At 65.6% G+C, this 18187-nt stretch carries 19 protein-coding genes and 1 pseudogene; 16 read left to right on the top strand and 4 right to left on the bottom strand.

The genetic code is table 11. The annotated features are described in order from the left end of the window. Positions 1-129 precede the first annotated feature (129 nt). Together ACLP9N_RS29175 and ACLP9N_RS29170 are read right to left on the bottom strand one after the other, a co-directional pair. On the bottom strand, positions 130-630 hold the full coding sequence (locus ACLP9N_RS29175; RefSeq protein WP_442410614.1) for a DUF3060 domain-containing protein: 501 nt from the start codon (positions 628-630) through the stop codon (positions 130-132). A gap of 46 nt (positions 631-676) precedes the next feature. Next, positions 677-1054 carry a DUF3060 domain-containing protein gene (locus ACLP9N_RS29170; protein ID WP_442410622.1) on the bottom strand — a complete coding sequence of 126 codons (378 nt, stop codon included), beginning with the start codon at positions 1052-1054 and terminating at the stop codon, positions 677-679. Between the two features lie 231 nt (positions 1055-1285). Between ACLP9N_RS29170 and ACLP9N_RS29165 the strand changes: the two genes are divergently transcribed. The 9 genes and pseudogenes from ACLP9N_RS29165 to ACLP9N_RS29125 form a co-directional block, all read left to right on the top strand. Beyond that, positions 1286-1933, top strand: a complete 648-nt coding sequence (locus tag ACLP9N_RS29165; protein WP_442410613.1) for a TetR/AcrR family transcriptional regulator — start codon at positions 1286-1288, stop codon at positions 1931-1933. A 293-nt stretch (positions 1934-2226) separates the two neighbouring features. After that, positions 2227-2601 (top strand): 30S ribosomal protein S12, encoded by a 375-nt coding sequence (gene rpsL / locus ACLP9N_RS29160; RefSeq protein WP_007167812.1) that lies wholly within the window; start codon positions 2227-2229, stop codon positions 2599-2601. Then, positions 2601-3071, top strand: a complete 471-nt coding sequence (gene rpsG, locus ACLP9N_RS29155) for a 30S ribosomal protein S7 (protein WP_442410612.1) — start codon at positions 2601-2603, stop codon at positions 3069-3071. Before rpsL ends, rpsG begins: the two co-directional genes overlap by 1 nt. Before the next feature lie 86 nt (positions 3072-3157). Further along, entirely contained in the window at positions 3158-5263 is a 2106-nt protein-coding gene (gene fusA / locus ACLP9N_RS29150; RefSeq protein WP_442410611.1) for an elongation factor G, read from the top strand. Positions 5264-5364: 101 nt separating this feature from the next. Beyond that, positions 5365-6555 (top strand): elongation factor Tu, encoded by a 1191-nt coding sequence (gene tuf / locus ACLP9N_RS29145; RefSeq protein ID WP_442410610.1) that lies wholly within the window; start codon positions 5365-5367, stop codon positions 6553-6555. Positions 6556-6742: 187 nt separating this feature from the next. Beyond that, complete coding sequence (locus ACLP9N_RS29140) at positions 6743-7552, top strand: SHOCT domain-containing protein (protein WP_442410609.1); 810 nt, start codon at positions 6743-6745, stop codon at positions 7550-7552. A 234-nt stretch (positions 7553-7786) separates the two neighbouring features. Continuing rightward, the gene (locus ACLP9N_RS29135; RefSeq protein WP_442410608.1) at positions 7787-8614 is read left to right on the top strand and encodes a mycofactocin-coupled SDR family oxidoreductase; all 828 of its coding nucleotides are present in this window, start codon (positions 7787-7789) and stop codon (positions 8612-8614) included. A 25-nt stretch (positions 8615-8639) separates the two neighbouring features. Further along, positions 8640-9812: an NAD(P)/FAD-dependent oxidoreductase gene (locus ACLP9N_RS29130; RefSeq protein ID WP_442410607.1), complete on the top strand. Its 1173-nt coding sequence runs from the start codon at positions 8640-8642 to the stop codon at positions 9810-9812. After that, positions 9811-9915: pseudogene (locus ACLP9N_RS29125) on the top strand (aldo/keto reductase); the annotation flags it as partial. The gene ACLP9N_RS29130 and the pseudogene ACLP9N_RS29125, both read left to right, overlap by 2 nt. 37 nt (positions 9916-9952) lie before the next feature. On the opposite strand, the gene ACLP9N_RS29120 reads toward ACLP9N_RS29125, so the two are convergent. Next, on the bottom strand, positions 9953-10993 hold the full coding sequence (locus tag ACLP9N_RS29120; RefSeq protein ID WP_442410606.1) for a DUF2332 domain-containing protein: 1041 nt from the start codon (positions 10991-10993) through the stop codon (positions 9953-9955). Beyond that, the gene (gene mftR / locus ACLP9N_RS29115) at positions 10990-11586 is read right to left on the bottom strand and encodes a mycofactocin system transcriptional regulator (RefSeq protein WP_442410605.1); all 597 of its coding nucleotides are present in this window, start codon (positions 11584-11586) and stop codon (positions 10990-10992) included. Before mftR ends, ACLP9N_RS29120 begins: the two co-directional genes overlap by 4 nt. Positions 11587-11672: 86 nt before the next feature. Between mftR and mftA the strand changes: the two genes are divergently transcribed. The 7 genes from mftA to mftG all read left to right on the top strand — a co-directional run bounded on the left by mftA (position 11673) and on the right by mftG (position 18186). Then, positions 11673-11762, top strand: coding sequence for a mycofactocin precursor MftA (gene mftA, locus ACLP9N_RS29110; protein WP_424070303.1), 90 nt, complete (start codon positions 11673-11675; stop codon positions 11760-11762). Continuing rightward, positions 11747-12067, top strand: coding sequence for a mycofactocin biosynthesis chaperone MftB (mftB, locus tag ACLP9N_RS29105; protein ID WP_442410604.1), 321 nt, complete (start codon positions 11747-11749; stop codon positions 12065-12067). Before mftA ends, mftB begins: the two co-directional genes overlap by 16 nt. After that, the gene (gene mftC / locus ACLP9N_RS29100; RefSeq protein ID WP_442410603.1) at positions 12064-13272 is read left to right on the top strand and encodes a mycofactocin radical SAM maturase; all 1209 of its coding nucleotides are present in this window, start codon (positions 12064-12066) and stop codon (positions 13270-13272) included. Before mftB ends, mftC begins: the two co-directional genes overlap by 4 nt. Positions 13273-13274: 2 nt before the next feature. Then, the gene (gene mftD / locus ACLP9N_RS29095) at positions 13275-14465 is read left to right on the top strand and encodes a pre-mycofactocin synthase MftD (RefSeq protein WP_442410602.1); all 1191 of its coding nucleotides are present in this window, start codon (positions 13275-13277) and stop codon (positions 14463-14465) included. 122 nt (positions 14466-14587) lie between these two features. Next, positions 14588-15319: a mycofactocin biosynthesis peptidyl-dipeptidase MftE gene (mftE, locus tag ACLP9N_RS29090; RefSeq protein WP_442410601.1), complete on the top strand. Its 732-nt coding sequence runs from the start codon at positions 14588-14590 to the stop codon at positions 15317-15319. Continuing rightward, a complete protein-coding gene (gene mftF, locus ACLP9N_RS29085) occupies positions 15316-16728 on the top strand; it encodes a mycofactocin biosynthesis glycosyltransferase MftF (protein ID WP_442410600.1) in 1413 nt (470 codons plus the stop codon). The genes mftE and mftF overlap by 4 nt, the downstream gene beginning before the upstream one ends. A gap of 18 nt (positions 16729-16746) precedes the next feature. Continuing rightward, positions 16747-18186, top strand: a complete 1440-nt coding sequence (gene mftG / locus ACLP9N_RS29080) for a mycofactocin dehydrogenase MftG (RefSeq protein ID WP_442410599.1) — start codon at positions 16747-16749, stop codon at positions 18184-18186. Position 18187 lies beyond the last annotated feature (1 nt).

Raw genomic sequence — 18187 nt, 5'->3', positions numbered from 1 at the left:
GGCAACGACGTCGACGACGCCATCCGCTCCAACTGCGCGCGCTGCTCATCGGTGACCGGCATCGCCGCGGCAGTCATAACAGGCATACTACAAACTACCGCATTATTTAACAGACGGAGCACTAGCGGGTCAGCTGCCCTTCTTGATGGTGTTGTTCGTCCCGATGTTGTCCACCTTGGGGTCGCCGTCCTTGTAGCTGATGGTGTTCTCGACGCCCAGCACCGTCAGGCGGGTGTTGATCTTGTCGATGGTGATCTTGTTGCCGGTGCCCCCGATGCTCACCGTCTCGCACGTTCCGGTGACGGTCAGCGTGTTGTTCGATCCGGCCACGTTCAGGGATTTCCCGTTGGCGCAGTCAAGGGTCGCGGTGGTGTTGAACGATCCGTACTCCAGTGAGTTGCCGATCTCGACTGAGGTGCTCACGCTATTGCCGCCCGAAGTCGTCGTCGTCGCCGCGCTGGTGCTCGTTGGCGCGGTGGTGGTGGTCGCAGACGTCCCAGACGTCGGGGCGCCGCCCGGGGGGTTAGCGGTCGAACTACAGCCGGCCAGCCCGACAGCCGCCGGCGCAACAGTCAGCGCCAAGGCGACGGCGGCTAGTCGGGACGAGTGGTCAAACGTACGGGCGCGCATTGTCTATTGACTCCCCTCTAGTGGTAGTTGATGAGGTCGAGTTGCTTCAGGGGCCTACCCGCTGGAGTCGGTTGACCATGCCCAGTTCGCGGCCGCGGTCCCAGATGATCGGGTCGCCGTCGTGGAAGAACACCGTTTCGTCGTAGCCGTAGACGGTGATGTCGTGCGTCACGGAGTCGGCGACGACGGTGTTGGACGAGCCCATCACCGTGACCGCCCAGCAGTTTCCCTTGGCCGTGACGATATTTGACGTGCCATCGACCATCAGGGTGGCATCGTTGCAGTCCAGCACCTGCTCGATGCCCTGCCCGATGACGTGGGTGTCGCCGTTCTTGGCGTGCACGATCGGCGCGGGTGCGGCCGGAGTCGCAGCGAAGGTGACGGCACAGGTGGCCAGCGACCCGGCGACGCGTGTCCATTTCACGCCCATGTCACGGAGGCCCCCTTCGCTATCGCGAGTGATGTGCGAAAAAAGCCTACGTGCATTTGCCCGCGTGATGAACAGGTTCTTTGCATTTGCCGGACGCAACCCCCGCCCGGCGTCTGGCTCGGTGATTTCAACGTCGGGTCAACTAGAGTCATTAGTTGAACCTCTGAACAAGGTCTGAACCAACGTCCACCGAGAAACGGTCATCGCAAACCGAAGGGCATCGCCATGGCAGCTCAGCCGGAACCGTCGCCAGCGGGTGGGCGCCAGCGTCCGGGCCGGCCGGCCGCCCGGCCGGCCAAGCTGAGCCGCGCCAGCATCGTCGATGGCGCACTCACGTTTCTGGACCGGGAGGGCTGGGACTCGCTGACCATCAACGCGCTGGCGACGCAGCTGGGGACCAAGGGGCCGTCGCTGTACAACCATGTGGAGAGCCTGGAGGACCTGCGTCGTGCCGTGCGGATCCGGGTGATCGACGACATCATCACGATGCTGAATCGGGTGGGCGAGGGGCGCGCGCGCGATGACGCGATCTTGGTCATGGCCGCCGCCTACCGCAGCTACGCGCATCACCACCCCGGCCGGTACTCGGCGTTCACCCGAATGCCGTTGGGTGGTGACGACCCGGAGTACGCCGCTGCGACCAGGGGCGCGGCGGCCCCGGTGATCGCGGTGTTGTCCTCCTATGGGCTCGGCGGCGACGAGGCCTTCTATGCTGCGCTGGAGTTCTGGTCGGCAATGCACGGGTTCGTGTTGCTGGAAATGACCGGCGTCATGGACGACATCGACACCGACGTGGTGTTCTCCGAAATGGTGCTGCGCCTGGCAGCCAGCTTGGATAGGCGCACCGCAGCCGGTGGTGCTAGGCCCACTTGAGGCCCACTTGAGGCCCACTGAAGTCGCCCACTGAACTCGCTTTGACCTGCCACACCGCCGACGGGTATTGTGGTGGCTCGTGCCTGGCGGCTTACGGCGCCTGACGTAAGGAAGCGGATGCCGGGCTAATTCGTATGTCCACGATGCAACGGCTAGGTGCGGTGCTAAGTGCGTGCGACACACCCGGCCGCGGGGTAGTGGATCTACACTGGATCCGGTCCAAGGCGGGGCAGAACTGCAGTACAGAGACTTTTGAAGCAGTAACAAACACGTCGAACACAGAAAGCCGGTAGATGCCAACCATTCAGCAGCTGGTCCGCAAGGGTCGCCGGGACAAGATCGCCAAGGTCAAGACCGCGGCTCTGAAGGGCAGCCCGCAGCGTCGTGGCGTATGCACCCGCGTGTACACCACCACTCCGAAGAAGCCGAACTCGGCGCTTCGGAAGGTCGCGCGCGTGAAGCTGACGAGTCAGGTCGAGGTCACGGCATACATCCCGGGTGAGGGCCACAACCTGCAGGAGCACTCGATGGTGCTGGTGCGTGGCGGCCGAGTCAAGGACCTGCCGGGCGTGCGGTACAAGATCATCCGCGGTTCGCTCGACACCCAGGGTGTCAAGAACCGCAAGCAGGCTCGCAGCCGTTATGGCGCCAAGAAGGAGAAGAGCTAATGCCGCGCAAGGGACCCGCGCCCAAGCGTCCGTTGGTCAATGACCCCGTTTACGGTTCGCAGCTGGTCACCCAGCTGGTGAACAAGATTCTTCTGAAGGGGAAGAAATCGCTGGCCGAGCGCATTGTTTATGGTGCGCTCGAACAAGCCCGCGACAAGACCGGCACCGATCCCGTCATCACCCTCAAGCGGGCACTGGACAACGTCAAACCGGCCCTGGAGGTCCGCAGCCGCCGCGTCGGTGGTGCGACCTACCAGGTGCCCGTTGAGGTGCGTCCGGACCGGTCGACCACGCTGGCGCTGCGCTGGCTGGTCAGCTTCTCGCGGCAACGCCGGGAGAAGACCATGATCGAGCGGCTGGCCAACGAGATCCTGGATGCCAGCAATGGCCTCGGGGCCTCGGTCAAGCGTCGTGAGGACACCCACAAGATGGCCGAGGCAAACCGCGCCTTTGCGCACTATCGCTGGTAGAGGCGCCACCGGCGCCGAACTGGCAGAGTGGCCGGGCGCGAACTGACAGCGAACTACTAAGCAACCGAAAGAGTGGGAAGACTTCTGTGGCACAGAAGGACGTGCTGACCGACCTCACCAAGGTCCGCAACATCGGCATCATGGCGCACATCGACGCTGGCAAGACCACGACGACAGAGCGCATCCTCTACTACACCGGTATCAGCTACAAGATCGGTGAGGTGCACGACGGCGCCGCCACCATGGACTGGATGGAGCAGGAGCAGGAACGCGGCATCACCATCACCTCCGCGGCCACCACCTGCTTCTGGAAAGACAACCAGATCAACATCATCGACACCCCCGGGCACGTCGACTTCACCGTCGAGGTGGAGCGCAGTCTGCGGGTGCTTGATGGTGCCGTGGCGGTTTTCGACGGCAAAGAAGGTGTCGAGCCGCAGTCCGAGCAGGTCTGGCGGCAGGCTGACAAATACGACGTGCCCCGCATCTGCTTCGTCAACAAGATGGACAAGATCGGCGCCGACTTTTACTTCTCCGTGAGGACCATGGAGGAGCGCCTGGGCGCCAACGCCATTCCGATCCAGCTGCCCGTCGGCTCCGAGGGCGACTTCGAAGGCGTCGTCGACCTGGTCGAGATGAACGCCAAGGTGTGGCGTGGCGAGACGAAGCTGGGCGAAACCTACGACACCATCGACATCCCGGCCGACCTGCAGGAGAAGGCCGACGAGTACCGGACCAAGCTGCTCGAGGCCGTCGCGGAAACTGACGAAGCGTTGCTGGAAAAGTACCTCGGCGGCGAAGAGCTGACTGTCGACGAGATCAAGGGCGCGCTCCGCAAGCTGACCATCAACTCGGAGGCTTACCCCGTGTTGTGCGGCAGCGCGTTCAAGAACAAGGGCGTGCAGCCGATGCTCGACGCCGTCATCGACTACCTGCCCTCGCCGCTAGACGTTCCGCCGGCGATCGGCCACGCGCCGGGCAAAGAGGACGAAGAGATCGTACGCAAGCCGTCGACCGACGAGCCGTTCTCCGCGTTGGCGTTCAAGGTCGCCACCCACCCGTTCTTCGGCAAGCTCACCTACGTCCGGGTGTACTCGGGCAAGGTCGACTCCGGCAGCCAGGTCATCAACGCCACCAAGGGCAAAAAAGAGCGTCTGGGCAAGCTCTTCCAGATGCACTCCAACAAGGAAAATCCGGTGGAGACCGCGTCGGCGGGACACATCTATGCGGTGATCGGCCTGAAAGACACCACCACCGGTGACACCCTGAGCGATCCGAACAACCAGATCGTGCTCGAATCGATGACCTTCCCCGCCCCGGTGATCGAGGTGGCCATCGAGCCCAAGACCAAGAGCGACCAGGAGAAGCTGAGCCTGTCGATCCAGAAGCTCGCCGAAGAGGATCCGACCTTCAAGGTGCACCAGGACGTCGAGACCGGCCAAACCGTGATCGGTGGCATGGGCGAGCTGCACCTGGACATCCTGGTCGACCGCATGCGCCGCGAGTTCAAGGTCGAGGCCAACGTCGGCAAGCCGCAGGTGGCCTACAAGGAGACCATCAAGCGGACAGTCGACAAGGTCGAGTACACCCATAAGAAGCAGACCGGCGGCTCGGGCCAGTTCGCGAAGGTGCTCATCTCCCTCGAGCCGTTCCACGGGGAGGACGGTGCCACCTACGAGTTCGAGAGCAAAGTCACCGGGGGACGCATCCCGCGCGAGTACATCCCTTCGGTAGACGCCGGCGCGCAAGACGCCATGCAGTACGGCGTGCTGGCCGGCTACCCGCTGGTGAACTTGAAGGTCACCCTGCTCGACGGCGCCTTCCACGAGGTCGACTCGTCGGAAATGGCGTTCAAGATCGCCGGCTCGATGGTGCTGAAAAAGGCTGCGGCGCAAGCACAGCCAGTCATCCTCGAACCGATCATGGCCGTCGAGGTCACCACGCCCGAGGACTACATGGGCGATGTGATCGGCGACCTGAACTCCCGCCGTGGCCAGATCCAGGCCATGGAGGAGCGGGCAGGTGCGCGCGTTGTCAGAGCGCACGTGCCGCTGTCGGAGATGTTCGGCTACGTCGGCGACCTTCGGTCAAGGAGTCAAGGCCGGGCGAACTACTCCATGGTGTTCGACAACTACGCCGAAGTGCCGGCACAGGTGTCGAAGGAGATCATCGCGAAGGCGACTGGAGAGTAAACCGAGGCGTACGCGTAAGCTGACGCGGTTAGCACGCGGCACAACTAAGAAAACATCAACACTGCTTTTTCAAGCACCAACAAGTCCAGGAGGACACAGAAGTGGCGAAGGCGAAGTTCCAGCGGACCAAGCCCCACGTCAACATTGGGACCATCGGTCACGTTGACCACGGCAAGACCACCCTGACCGCGGCTATCACCAAAGTGCTGCACGACAAGTTCCCCGACCTGAACGAGTCGAAGGCGTTCGATCAGATCGACAACGCCCCTGAGGAGCGTCAGCGCGGTATCACCATCAACATCGCGCACGTCGAGTACCAGACCGACAAGCGGCACTACGCCCACGTCGACGCCCCCGGTCACGCCGACTACATCAAGAACATGATCACCGGCGCGGCCCAGATGGACGGCGCGATCCTGGTGGTCGCCGCCACCGACGGCCCGATGCCGCAGACCCGCGAGCACGTGCTGCTGGCCCGTCAGGTCGGTGTGCCCTACATCCTGGTCGCGCTGAACAAGGCCGACGCCGTCGACGACGAGGAGCTGCTTGAGCTCGTCGAGCTGGAGGTCCGCGAGCTGCTGGCCGCCCAGGAGTTCGACGAGGACGCCCCGGTGGTGCGGGTATCCGCACTCAAGGCGCTCGAGGGCGACGCGAAGTGGGTCTCGTCCGTCGAGGAGCTGATGGACGCGGTCGACGAGTCGATCCCGGACCCGGTCCGCGAGACCGACAAGCCGTTCCTGATGCCCGTCGAGGACGTCTTCACCATCACCGGCCGTGGCACCGTTGTCACCGGTCGTGTGGAGCGCGGCGTGATCAACGTCAACGAGGAAGTCGAGATCGTCGGTATCAAGCCGACCAGCACCAAGACGACCGTCACCGGTGTGGAGATGTTCCGCAAGCTGCTCGACCAGGGCCAGGCCGGCGACAACGTCGGTTTGCTGCTGCGTGGTATTAAGCGCGAGGACGTCGAGCGCGGCCAGGTCGTGGTCAAGCCCGGCACCACCACGCCGCACACCGAGTTCGAGGGTCAGGTCTACATCCTGTCCAAGGACGAGGGCGGCCGCCACACTCCGTTCTTCAACAACTACCGTCCGCAGTTCTACTTCCGCACCACCGATGTGACCGGTGTGGTGACGCTGCCGGAGGGCACGGAGATGGTGATGCCTGGTGACAACACCAACATCAACGTGAAGCTGATCCAGCCGGTCGCCATGGACGACGGTCTGCGTTTCGCGATCCGTGAGGGTGGCCGCACCGTCGGCGCCGGCCGGGTCGTCAAGATCATCAAGTAGGGCGCTTTACGTAGCGAAGCCCGGATCGCCGATTTTCGGCGGTCCGGGCTTCGTGCTGCTTGGGCACGGAGCTTCCCGTCAGCAAAGCTTTCACATCAGGCGTGTCGGACCTCAAAAACTGTGATCGGTAGCACCGGTGGGAGCGCTAGTCTGACGGCAACTTCCCGGCGAGGCAAGGAGCGGACACGTGTTGGCGCGCTATCTGAAGGCCCAGTTACTGGTTTTGCTGTGCGGCGGTCTGGTAGGGCCGATATTTCTGGTCGTCTACTTTGCTCTCGGGCAGCTGAGCCTGCTGCAATGGATGCTCTATGTCGGTCTGCTCGTCAGCGTGGCCGACGTGCTCGTCGCGCTCTGGTTGGCGAACTTCGGCGCGAAATCGGCTGCCAAAACGGCGGAGCTCGAGCAGTACGGCGTGCTGGCGCTCGCCCAAATCACCGGGCTCAGCGAGACGGGGATCCGAATCAACGAGCAACCGCTGGTGAAGCTGGACCTGCACATCTCCGGACCGGGGTTTGTGCCCTTCGACAGTCAAGACCGGGTGATCGCCAGCGTCACTCGGCTGGGCAACCTCACGGCGCGCAAGCTCGTCGTCTTGGTCAACCCCACCACCCACCAGTACCAAATCGACTGGGAGCGAAGCGCTCTGGTCAACGGGCTGGTGCCGGCCCAGTTCACCCTTGCCGAGGACAACAAGACCTACGACCTCAGCGGGCAGGCCGGCCCGCTGATGGAGATCCTGCAGATCCTCAAGGCCAACAACGTTCCGCTCAACCGGATGGTCGACATTCGATCGAATCCGATTCTGCGTCAGCAGATCCAGGCGGTGGTGCGCCGCGCGGCCGAGCAGCAGGCGCCCACCGCGCAGCCGGCACCGGTCGCCGCGCCGCAGCAGTCGGTCGCCCAGCGGCTTCAGGAGCTGGAGACGCTGCACACCAGCGGGGCTTTGACTGAACAGGAATACGCCGCCAGACGCGCCCAGATCATCTCCGAAATCTGAGATGGCACGGACCCCCCGGCACGGTGAGGTGAGACAAAGTGTTAGCGCGCTAGCTGAAGTTGCAGTTGTTTTTCCTGGTATGCGGTGGGGTCGGACCGGCCTTTTTGATCGGGTATCTCGCCCTGCGCCAAGCAAGCGAGACATGGATGTTGAACGTGCCCAAATCATCGCCGACCTCTGAGGGCGACAAGCCAACTAGAACACGTTTCAGTTTCGGCTGCTAACCTGTCAGTCGTGGTTGGGCAGACCGGATCATTGCAAGGGCGGGTGGCATTCATTACCGGCGCCGCTCGTGCTCAGGGGCGGGCGCACGCGGTACGGCTGGCCCGGGAAGGCGCCGACATCATCGCGCTGGATATCTGCGCGCCGGTGTCCGACACCCTGAGCTACGCGCCGGCCACGCCGGAAGACCTCAGCGAGACGGTCCGATTGGTGGAAGCCGAGGGCCGCAAGGTGCTGGCCCGCGAGGTGGACGTCCGCGACGACGCGGCGCTGCGGCAACTGGTGGCCGACGGCGTTGAGCAGTTCGGCCGGCTGGACATCCTGGTGGCCAACGCCGGCGTGCTGGGCTGGGGCCGCGTCTGGGAGCTGACCGACGAGCAGTGGGACACCGTCATCGGGGTGAACCTGACGGGCACGTGGCGCACGCTGCGTGCCGCGGTGCCCGCGATGATCGAGGCCGGCAACGGCGGCTCCATCGTCATCGTCAGCTCCTCGGCGGGACTGAAGGCGACGCCGGGCAACGGCCATTACGCGGCCAGCAAGTACGGCCTCACCGCGTTGACCAACACGCTGGCGATTGAGCTCGGTGAATACAACATCAAGGTCAACTCGATCCACCCGTACTCGGTCGACACCCCGATGATCGAGCCGGAGGCGATGATGCGGATATTTGCCGATCATCCCCGTTTCGTGCACAGCTTCCCGCCAATGCCGTTGCAGTACAAGGGGTTTATGACAGCCGACGAGGTGTCCGACGTCGTGGTGTGGCTCGCCGGCGACGGGTCGGGCACGCTGTCGGGCACGCAGATCCCCGTGGATAAGGGTGCCCTAAAGTACTGACCGGCTATCATGCTATGAACTCCACGTGACCAATAACGGAATCGTGATCGTGGGCGGGGGTCTGGCCGCCGCTAGGACCGCCGAGCAACTGCGGCGCGCCGAGTACACCGGCCCCGTCACGATCGTCAGCGACGAGGTGCATCTCCCGTACGACCGTCCGCCGCTGTCCAAGGAAGTGCTGCGCAAGGAGGTCGACGACACCGCGCTCAAGCCGCGTGAGTGGTACGACGAGAACGACATCACCCTGCGGCTGGGTTCGGCCGCCACCGGCCTCGACACCCGTGAGCAGACGGTGACCCTCGATGACGGGTCGGTGCTTGGTTACGACGAGTTGGTCATCGCGACCGGCCTGGTGCCGCGGCGCATTCCGGCGTTTCCCGACCTCGAGGGCATTCGGGTGCTGCGGTCGTTCGACGAGAGCCTGGCGCTGCGCGAACACGCATCGGCCGCGCGGCACGCCGTGGTCGTCGGCGCCGGTTTCATCGGCTGTGAGGTGGCCGCCAGCCTGCGCGGCGTCGGGGTGGACGTCGTGCTGGTCGAGCCGCAACCGCAACCGCTCGCCGCGGTGCTCGGCGAGCAGATCGGCGAACTGGTGGCGCGGCTGCATCGCGATGAGGGCGTCGATGTCCGCCTCGATGTCGGGGTCACCGAGGTACGCGGAAAGGGGCACGTCGACACGGTGGTGTTGACGGACGGCACGGAACTGCCGGCCGATTTGGTGGTGGTGGGCATCGGCTCACGCCCGGCGACCGAATGGCTGGACGGCAGCGGCATCGAGGTCGACAACGGTGTGCTCTGCGACGAAGCCGGCCGCACCAGCGCCCCGAATGTATGGGCGCTCGGTGACGTCGCTTCGTGGCGCGACCCGCTGGGACACCAAGCGCGGGTGGAACATTGGAGCAACGTCGCCGACCAGGCCCGTGTCGTGGTGCCCGCGATGCTGGGGCACGACGTACCGTCCATCGCGGTCGTTCCCTATTTCTGGAGCGACCAGTACGACGTGAAGATCCAGTGCCTGGGGGAGCCGCAAGCCACCGACATCGTCCACCTGATCGAGGACGACGGCCGCAAATTCCTGGCCTATTACGAGCGCGACGGCGTGCTGGTCGGTGTGGTCGGCGGTGGGTTGCCCGGCAAGGTCATGAAGGTGCGCGCCAAGATCGCTGCCGGCGTGCCGATTTCGGAGATGCTTGGCTGATGTGTTCGGCTTCACCCTAGAAGCCGGACACATGAGGGCCCTCGACGCACTGCACGACGGCACCCGGGTGCTGCACGATCCGCTGACCTTCACCGGGACCTAGTAGCCAGTCGATGCCTGGCCGCATCGATAGGGCGAGGCTATTGCCAATTCACGGGCGGCCCGTGCGGATGGCATTCGCCCAGGACCCGCATCTCGCCACCCGGCCAACTACGGGCGCGCGCCAGGAATTTGAGTCCGTCGTTGTCGCGCGCGGGCTCGAGGGTCAGGTGCGCGAACGGCGAGGAGCCATCGGCTTGTGCGGCCAATGCTTCGACACCGTCGCGGATCGCGACGCGTTCGTCGTCGGACAGATACTGCCAGGTGATCGAATGCCACAGCACGGTCAGCGCGCCGTCGGCGAGTGTCATGCCGGCCACCGCGTCGGCGGCCGTCACGCGGTGTAGCCGCGCCGGAACGGTGCGGGCCACCGCGATGGCGCCGCGCAGCCGCTCCAGCCGGGCGCTCTGGTCGGGCCACACGTAGCTCAGCACCGTCATTTCCCCGTCGCTGCCGGTGACATCGATGGGTGCGATGTCGTAACCGTGTCGTTCGACGATCCGCACCGCGCCGTCCGGCGGCAGCTCGCCGCGCCACGCGTCGTCGATCGTCACCGGCGAGTCGAGAGGTCCCCACTGGCCATCGGGATAGCCATAGCGGTAGTGCTCCGCGCGCAGGTTCAGTCCGGCACTCGTTCCGATCTCGAAAAGCCTGACCGGCAAATCGAATTGGCGAGCGAAAAACAGCAGCCCGCCGATCAGCACGGCCGATCGGCCCACCTCGTTGGTCTGCGGCGGCTGATCCAGCGCCGCATGCAGATCTTCGGTCCGGTCCCGGGCGGTGAGCACGATTTCGGGCCACGCGGCCGCGGCGTCCCAGGTTCCGCCGGCGCTGGGATAGAAGCGCCGCAACGTCGGTGCCCGCCCGTCGAGCGCCAACCGGTGCAGTCCGCCGAGCAGTCGCAGCGGCACCGCCTGTCGCGCCGAATCGTCCTCGTGGCCGGACAGAATCGTCGCGAAGACGCCGCCGGCCTCGACGTCGTTGGCGACGAGCTCGAACAGCTCGTCGTACATCGGGGAGCCGGAGGCACCGCAGAACCGTCCCTGCGACCGCAGCGTGTGCACCAGGTGGTGGGTGTTCATCCGTGCAACCCGTTGAGGCCGGCGCCGACGACGTCGAACGCGTTTCCGAGTGCCTCAGGTAGCGTGACGGATTCGTCGCTGAGCCACTGCTCGTAGGCGCTCAACGCGACTCCGAGCATGGTCCAGGCGACGGTCTGGGGGAGCGGGTCGATTGTTTTGACACCCAGCCGCCCGGCCACGAAGCCGGCCATCACCTCGCGCCAGCCGGCGTACATCGTCATCGAATAAGCTTGCAGTTCAGCGGTTTCCAGGATGACCCGCATGCGCTGGCGGTGTCTCACCGTCTCGCACTCGTCAAACGTGTTGAACGCCAGCAGCGCCGCACGCAGCGCCTCGTCAATCGCAACCCGCGGGTCGACGTTGTCGAGCAGCTCCTGCAAATGTGCAAGGTGAGCATCGAAGTCGCCCCACAGGATGGCGTTCTTGGATGCGTAATAACGGAAAAGCGTGCGCCGCGCGATGCCGGCCGCATGCGCGACATCGTCGACGCTCACCTCGGCGAACCCACGGGCGGCGAACAACTCGAGGGCAACGTCGGTGATGTGCTCCGGTGTCGTCGAGCGGCGCCTACCTACCCGAGACTGCGGCGACATCAGACCCCCTTCCATTGCGGCACTCGATGCCATATTGTGTCCAGAACGATCCATCGTTGTCGAGTCCCAAAGAGAGGCAAATTCACATGGACCACGAGAACCAGACTGACACCGAGCTCGTCACCGAGACCCTGGTTGAAGAGGTGTCCATCGACGGGATGTGCGGGGTCTACTGACCGTGACCGCGCCCGTACGGGCTCAGTCGGGGGTGTTCGATCCCGATCGCGGCTGGCGGTTGCACCCGCAGGTGGCGATTCGGCCAGAGCCATTCGGCGCGCTGCTCTATCACTTCGGCACCCGCAAGCTGTCCTTTCTGAAAAATCGCACCATCCTCGCGGTGGTGCGGTCGCTGGCCGATCATCCCGATGCCCGCTCGGCCTGCCGCGCCGCCGGGGTCGACGACTGCGGGCAGGAGCCCTACCTGCACGCGCTGAGAACGCTGGCCGATTCCGACATGCTGGTGCCCAAGGAGACACAGTGAGCGCCCCAACCGCGCGAGTACCCCGGCTGATCGAGCAGTTCGAGCGCGGTCTCGACGCACCCATCTGCCTGACCTGGGAGCTGACCTACGCGTGCAATCTGGCCTGCGTGCACTGCCTTTCGTCGTCAGGCAAACGCGATCCCCGCGAGTTGTCCACCCGCCAGTGCAAGGACATCATCGACGAGCTGGAACGCATGCAGGTGTTCTACGTGAACATCGGCGGCGGGGAACCCACGGTGCGCCCGGACTTTTGGGAGCTGGTGGACTACGCCACCGCGCACCACGTCGGGGTGAAGTTCTCCACCAACGGTGTCCGGATCACTCCCGAGGTCGCCGCGCGGTTGGCGGCCAGTGACTACGTGGACGTTCAGATCTCTCTCGACGGCGCTACCCCCGAGGTCAACGACGCCGTCCGCGGCGCCGGATCGTTCGCCATGGCGGTGCGCGCCCTGGAAAACCTAGCTGCGGCCGGGTTTGCCGACGCGAAGATCTCCGTCGTGGTCACCCGGCACAACGTCGGCCAGCTCGATGAATTCGCCGCGCTGGCAAGCCGTTACGGCGCCACCTTGCGGATCACCCGGCTGCGCCCGTCGGGCCGCGGAGCCGATGTCTGGGAAGACCTGCACCCCACCGCCGCCCAGCAAGTGCAGCTGTACGACTGGCTGGTCGCCAAGGGCGAGCGGGTGCTCACCGGCGACTCCTTCTTCCACCTGGCGCCGCTCGGCCAGTCCGGCGCGCTCGCGGGCCTGAACATGTGTGGCGCCGGCCGGGTGGTGTGCCTGATCGACCCGGTGGGCGACGTGTACGCCTGTCCGTTCGCCATCCATGACCGCTTCCTGGCCGGAAACGTGTTGACGGACACCGGTTTTGGTGCTGGCTTCTCCAACGTCTGGAAGAACGCCCCGCTGTTTCGCGAGCTGCGCGAACCCCAGTCCGCGGGCGTCTGCGCCAGTTGCGGGCACTACGACAGTTGCCGGGGCGGGTGTATGGCGGCCAAGTTCTTCACCGGCCTGCCGCTCGACGGTCCCGATCCCGAATGCGTACAAGGTCACGGCGCGCCGGCGTTGTCGCGCGAGCGCCAGACACCGCGGCCGCGGGTCGACCACTCGCATGGGCGGCCCGTCCGTGAACCGGTGCCGCTGACGCTTACTGTCAGACCGCCGGCGCACGCGCCGGACAGGCTGTGCAACGAAAGCCCGCTGTAGCCGTGGCCGACGAATGGTTCGAAACGGTCGCCATCGCGCAGCAACGCGCCAAGCGGCGGCTGCCGAAATCGGTTTACTCCGCGCTGGTTGCGGCCAGCGAAAAGGGAATCACGGTCGCCGACAATGTCGAGGCCTTTGGTGAACTCGGCTTTGCGCCCCATGTCGTTGGTGCGGTGGAAAAGCGCGACCTGTCGACCACCGTTATGGGACAAGGTATTTCGCTGCCGGTCATCATTTCGCCGACCGGCGTCCAGGCGGTCGATCCAGACGGTGAGGTCGCCGTCGCGCGGGCTGCGGCGGCACGTGGGACCGCGATGGGTTTGTCCTCGTTCGCCAGCAAGCCGATCGAAGAGGTGATCGCCGCCAACCCCAAGCTCTTCTTCCAGGTCTACTGGCTGGGCGGCCGCGACGCGATCGCCGAGCGCGTCGAACGGGCCCGTGAGGCCGGCGCGGTCGGTTTGATCGTCACCACCGACTGGAGCTTCTCGCACGGCCGCGACTGGGGCAGCCCCAAGATCCCCGAGCAGATGGACCTGCGGACCACACTGCGCATGTCTCCAGAGGCGATCGTCCGGCCGCGATGGTTGTGGAAGTTCGTCAAGACGCTGCGCCCACCGGACCTGCGGGTGCCCAACCAGGGCCGCCGCGGCGAACCCGGCCCGCTCTTCTTCGCCGCCTATGGGGAGTGGATGGGCACACCGCCGCCGACCTGGGAAGACATCGCCTGGCTACGCGAACTGTGGGGCGGACCGTTCATGCTCAAGGGTGTGATGCGCGTCGACGATGCCAAAAGAGCCGTGGACGCCGGTGTTTCGGCGATTTCGGTGTCCAACCACGGGGGCAACAACCTGGACGGCACCCCCGCGTCGATTCGCGCCCTGCCCGCGGTGGCGGCGGCGGTCGGTGACCAGATCGAGGTGTTGCTGGACGGCGGCATCCGGCGCGGGAGCGATGTGGTCAAGGCAGTGGCACTGGGCGCCCGTGCGGTGATGATCGGCCGCGCATACCTGTGGGGCCTCGCGGCGTGTGGCCAGCCCGGCGTCGAAAACGTCCTCGACATTTTGCGCGGGGGCATCGACTCGGCGCTGATGGGCCTGGGGCATGCCTCGGTCCACGACCTGGGCCCCGACGACATCCTGGTTCCGGCCGGATTTGCCCGGGTCCTCGGTGAGCCGTCTGCTGGGGAGCGCTAGCCACTTAAATCCAAATCGTGGTACAGGCGTGGCAATCGTGGCGGACGAGCCGAATTTCAACCCATCAATCGTCTGGCGATAAAAAATACTAAATGGATGGTGCAACAATTGGTGCACACCAGGTGAATTCGTCCTACCATCGGCGAGTGCCCGTACGCGGCGAACTGGGGAATGCGACGTCGATCGAGCTATCCACCGTGCCGCCGTCACTGCTGGTCCCACTGGGCTCTACCGAGCAACACGGTCCGCACCTGCCGCTGGATACCGACACCCGGATCGCGACGGCAGTCGCCCGCAGCGCTGGAGTCCGGCTCGAGCACGACTGGCTGGTGGCACCGGCCATCGCCTACGGAGCCAGCGGTGAGCACCAGGATTTTGCCGGCACGATCTCCATCGGCACCGAGGCCCTGACGTTGCTGCTGGTCGAGTACGGCAGGTCGGCGGCCTGCTGGGCCGGCCGCCTGGTCTTCGTCAATGGTCACGGCGGCAATGTGGATGCGCTGGCCCGCGCGGTGAGCCGGCTTCGCGCCGAGGGTCGCGACGTCGGGTGGTGCCCGTGTACCGCCGTCGGCGGCGACGCCCACGCCGGGCATACCGAAACATCGGTGTTGCTCCATATTTCGCCGGACGACGTCCTGACCGATCGGTGGCTCGCCGGTAACGGCGCGCCACTGCCCGAACTGCTCCCGTCCATGCGGCGCGGGGGAGTCGCGTCGGTGAGCCGGGTCGGCGTCTTGGGGGACCCGACGACCGCGACGGCAGTCGAGGGCAAACGCATCCTCGACGAGATGGTCGACGGGTGCACGCGTCGAGTCGCGCGGTGGTCGCCCGGTCCCGACGGGATGCTGACATGACTCAAGCTCGACTGCCTGACGGGTTCGCCGTTCAGGTCGATCGCCGTGTGCGGGTGCTCGGCGACGGCTCGGCCCTGCTCGGTGGCTCACCCACCCGGCTGCTGAGGCTGGCTCCCGCCGCCCAGGACATGCTGTCCGATGGCCGGCTGAAGGTACGCGACGAGGTCAGTGCCCAACTTGCGCGCACCCTGCTAGACGCCACCGTGGCGCATCCCCGCCCCGCGGGTGGCCCTTCACACCGCGACGTGACCGTGGTTATTCCGGTGCGGGACAACACTTCTGGCGTGCGCCGTTTGGTGAGCTCACTGCGCGGGCTGCGCGTCATCGTCGTGGACGACGGTTCGACGTGCCCCATCGAGCCGGAGGACTTCATCGGCGCACACTGCGATATCGAAGTTTTGCGCCACCCCCGCAGCAAGGGGCCGGGGGCGGCACGCAACACGGGTCTGGCCGCCTGCACCACCGACTTCGTCGCATTCCTCGATTCGGACGTCGCGCCCCGGCGGGGGTGGCTGGAGGCGCTGCTCGGTCATTTCTGCGACCCGACCGTCGCCCTGGTCGCCCCGCGCATCATCGGGCTGTCGCAAAGCGAGAATGCGGTAGCGCGCTATGAGGCGGTGCACTCGTCGCTGGACCTCGGTCAGCGAGAAGCGCCGGTGTTACCGCACAGCACGGTGTCCTATGTTCCCAGCGCCGCGATCATCTGTCGCAGGTCGGCCATTCATGACGTCGGCGGGTTCGACGAGACCCTGCAGTCCGGCGAGGACGTAGACCTGTGCTGGCGGCTGATTGAAGGAGGCTTCCGGCTGCGCTACGAGCCGATCGCGCAGGTCGCCCACGATCACCGCACGGAACTACGGGATTGGATCGCGCGCAAGGCGTTCTATGGCGGCTCGGCGGCTCCGCTGTCAGTGCGTCACCCGGACAAGACCGCCCCGGTGGTGATCTCCGGCTGGGCACTGATGGTCTGGATTCTGATGGCCGTCGGAACGAGTATCGGTCAGCTGGCATCGCTGGTGGTCGCCTTCCTGACCGGTCGACGGATCGCCAGGGCCATGCGCAGCTCCGAGACTTCGTTACGCGATGTTGTCGAGGTCGCCACCCGCGGCCTGTGGTCAGCGGCGCTGCAACTGGCCTCGGCCATTTGCCGGCACTACTGGCCGCTGGCTTTGCTGGCGGCCGTAGTCTCGCGGCACTGCAGACGGGTTGTGCTGGTCGCCGCCGTCATGGACGGCGTGGTGGACTGGCTTAGCCGCAGGGATGCCACCGGCGACGATGCCGAACCGATCGGACTGCTGACCTACCTGTTGCTGAAGCGGGTCGATGACCTGGCCTACGGCATCGGCCTGTGGTGGGGCGTGGTGCGCGAACGCAACGTTCGCGCGCTCAAACCCCAGATTCGGACTTAGCCGCCGCCTTGACTCGCCTTGATTAAAGCCGTCTCGCACAGCGATGTGCTGATCGTCGGTGCCGGCAGTGCTGGATCGGTTGTTGCCGAACGTCTTTCCGCCGATCCCGGTCGTACCGTGACCGTGCTCGAGGCCGGGCCCGGGCTCACCGACCCGGGGCTGCTGGCACGGACCGTCAATGGGTTGCAACTGCCGATCGGGGTGGACAGCCCCCTGGTCCACCGTTACCTGACGAAGCTCACCGATCGACCGGTCCGCCAGTTGCCCATTGTGCGCGGGGCGACGGTCGGCGGCTCCGGCGCGGTCAACGGCGGCTACTTCTGCCGCGGGCTGCCCGGGGACTTCGATCGCATCGGCGTGCCCGGGTGGGCGTGGTCCGACGTCTTGGATCACTTCCGTGCTATCGAGACGGACCTGGATTTCGGCACCCCCGCCCACGGCGACAGCGGCCCCATCCCGGTTCGCCGCACACACGACATGACCGGTACCACCGAAAGCTTCGTGGCCGCCACCGAGCGCGCGGGGTTTCCGTGGATCGCCGACCTCAACGACGTTGGTCCTGAAATGCCGTCGGGGGTGGGTGCGATCCCACTCAACATCGTTGACGGCGTGCGCACCGGAGCGGGGGCCGGCTTTTTGATACCCGCACTGAGCCGGCCCAACCTGACGCTGCTGACGCAGATGCAGGCGGTGCGGCTGCGTTTCTCCGCGGCAACCGTGGTGGGTGTCGACGCGATCGGCCCCGAAGGATTGGTGACCTTGACGGCCGATCGAATTGTGCTGTGCGGCGGAGCGATTCAGTCGGCACACCTGCTGATGCTCTCCGGTGTCGGTGACGAGGCGATGCTGAAGGCGGCCGGCGTTGACGTGGTTGCGCCGCTGCCGGTCGGCACGAGATGCAGCGACCACCCGGAATGGGTAATGCCGACCGGCTGGGCGGTGGCCGCGGACCGTCCCGTGTTGGAGGTGGTGCTGAGCACCGACGATGGCATCGAGATCCGGCCGTACACAGGTGGTTTCGTGGCGATGACGGCCGACGGCACCCCGGGGCATCGCGACTGGCCGCATATCGGGGCGGCGCTCATGCGGCCGCGGTCGCGGGGATGCATCACCCTGGTCTCGTCCGATCCGGGGGTGCCGCCGCGGATCGAGCACCGCTACGACAGCGAACCGGAAGACGTCGCGCTGCTACGGCAAGCCAGTGAGTTGGCGCGCGAATTATGTTGTGCTACAACGCATATCGGTCCAGCCGTGTGGTCTACGTCGCAGCACCTGTGTGGCACCGCCCCGCTGGGCGTCGACGATGATCCGAAAGCCGTTGTCGACCAACGGTGTCGGGTCCGCGGCATCGATAACCTCTGGGTCATCGACGGCTCGGTCCTGCCGGTAGTCCCCAGCCGTGGTCCGCACGCAACGATCGTGATGCTCGCACACCGTGCGGCGGAATTCGTTGTGTGAA

Source organism: Mycobacterium sp. (assembly GCF_052144515.1).
GTDB lineage: Bacteria > Actinomycetota > Actinomycetes > Mycobacteriales > Mycobacteriaceae > Mycobacterium.
The sequence above is the reverse complement of the archived record's forward strand: the minus strand, read 5'-3'. Positions and strand labels throughout refer to the sequence as shown.

Excerpts from the sequence above, each read along its gene's own strand:
- ACLP9N_RS29165 (WP_442410613.1), top strand. The coding sequence starts at position 1,286 with ATGGCAGCTCAGCCGGAACCGTCGCCAGCGGGTGGGCGCCAGCGTCCG.
- ACLP9N_RS29120 (WP_442410606.1), bottom strand. The coding sequence starts at position 10,993 with ATGAACACCCACCACCTGGTGCACACGCTGCGGTCGCAGGGACGGTTC.
- rpsG (WP_442410612.1), top strand. The coding sequence starts at position 2,601 with ATGCCGCGCAAGGGACCCGCGCCCAAGCGTCCGTTGGTCAATGACCCC.
- mftF (WP_442410600.1), top strand. The coding sequence starts at position 15,316 with ATGACTCAAGCTCGACTGCCTGACGGGTTCGCCGTTCAGGTCGATCGC.
- mftA (WP_424070303.1), top strand. The coding sequence starts at position 11,673 with ATGGACCACGAGAACCAGACTGACACCGAGCTCGTCACCGAGACCCTG.
- mftR (WP_442410605.1), bottom strand. The coding sequence starts at position 11,586 with ATGTCGCCGCAGTCTCGGGTAGGTAGGCGCCGCTCGACGACACCGGAG.
- rpsL (WP_007167812.1), top strand. The coding sequence starts at position 2,227 with ATGCCAACCATTCAGCAGCTGGTCCGCAAGGGTCGCCGGGACAAGATC.
- ACLP9N_RS29175 (WP_442410614.1), bottom strand. The coding sequence starts at position 630 with ATGCGCGCCCGTACGTTTGACCACTCGTCCCGACTAGCCGCCGTCGCC.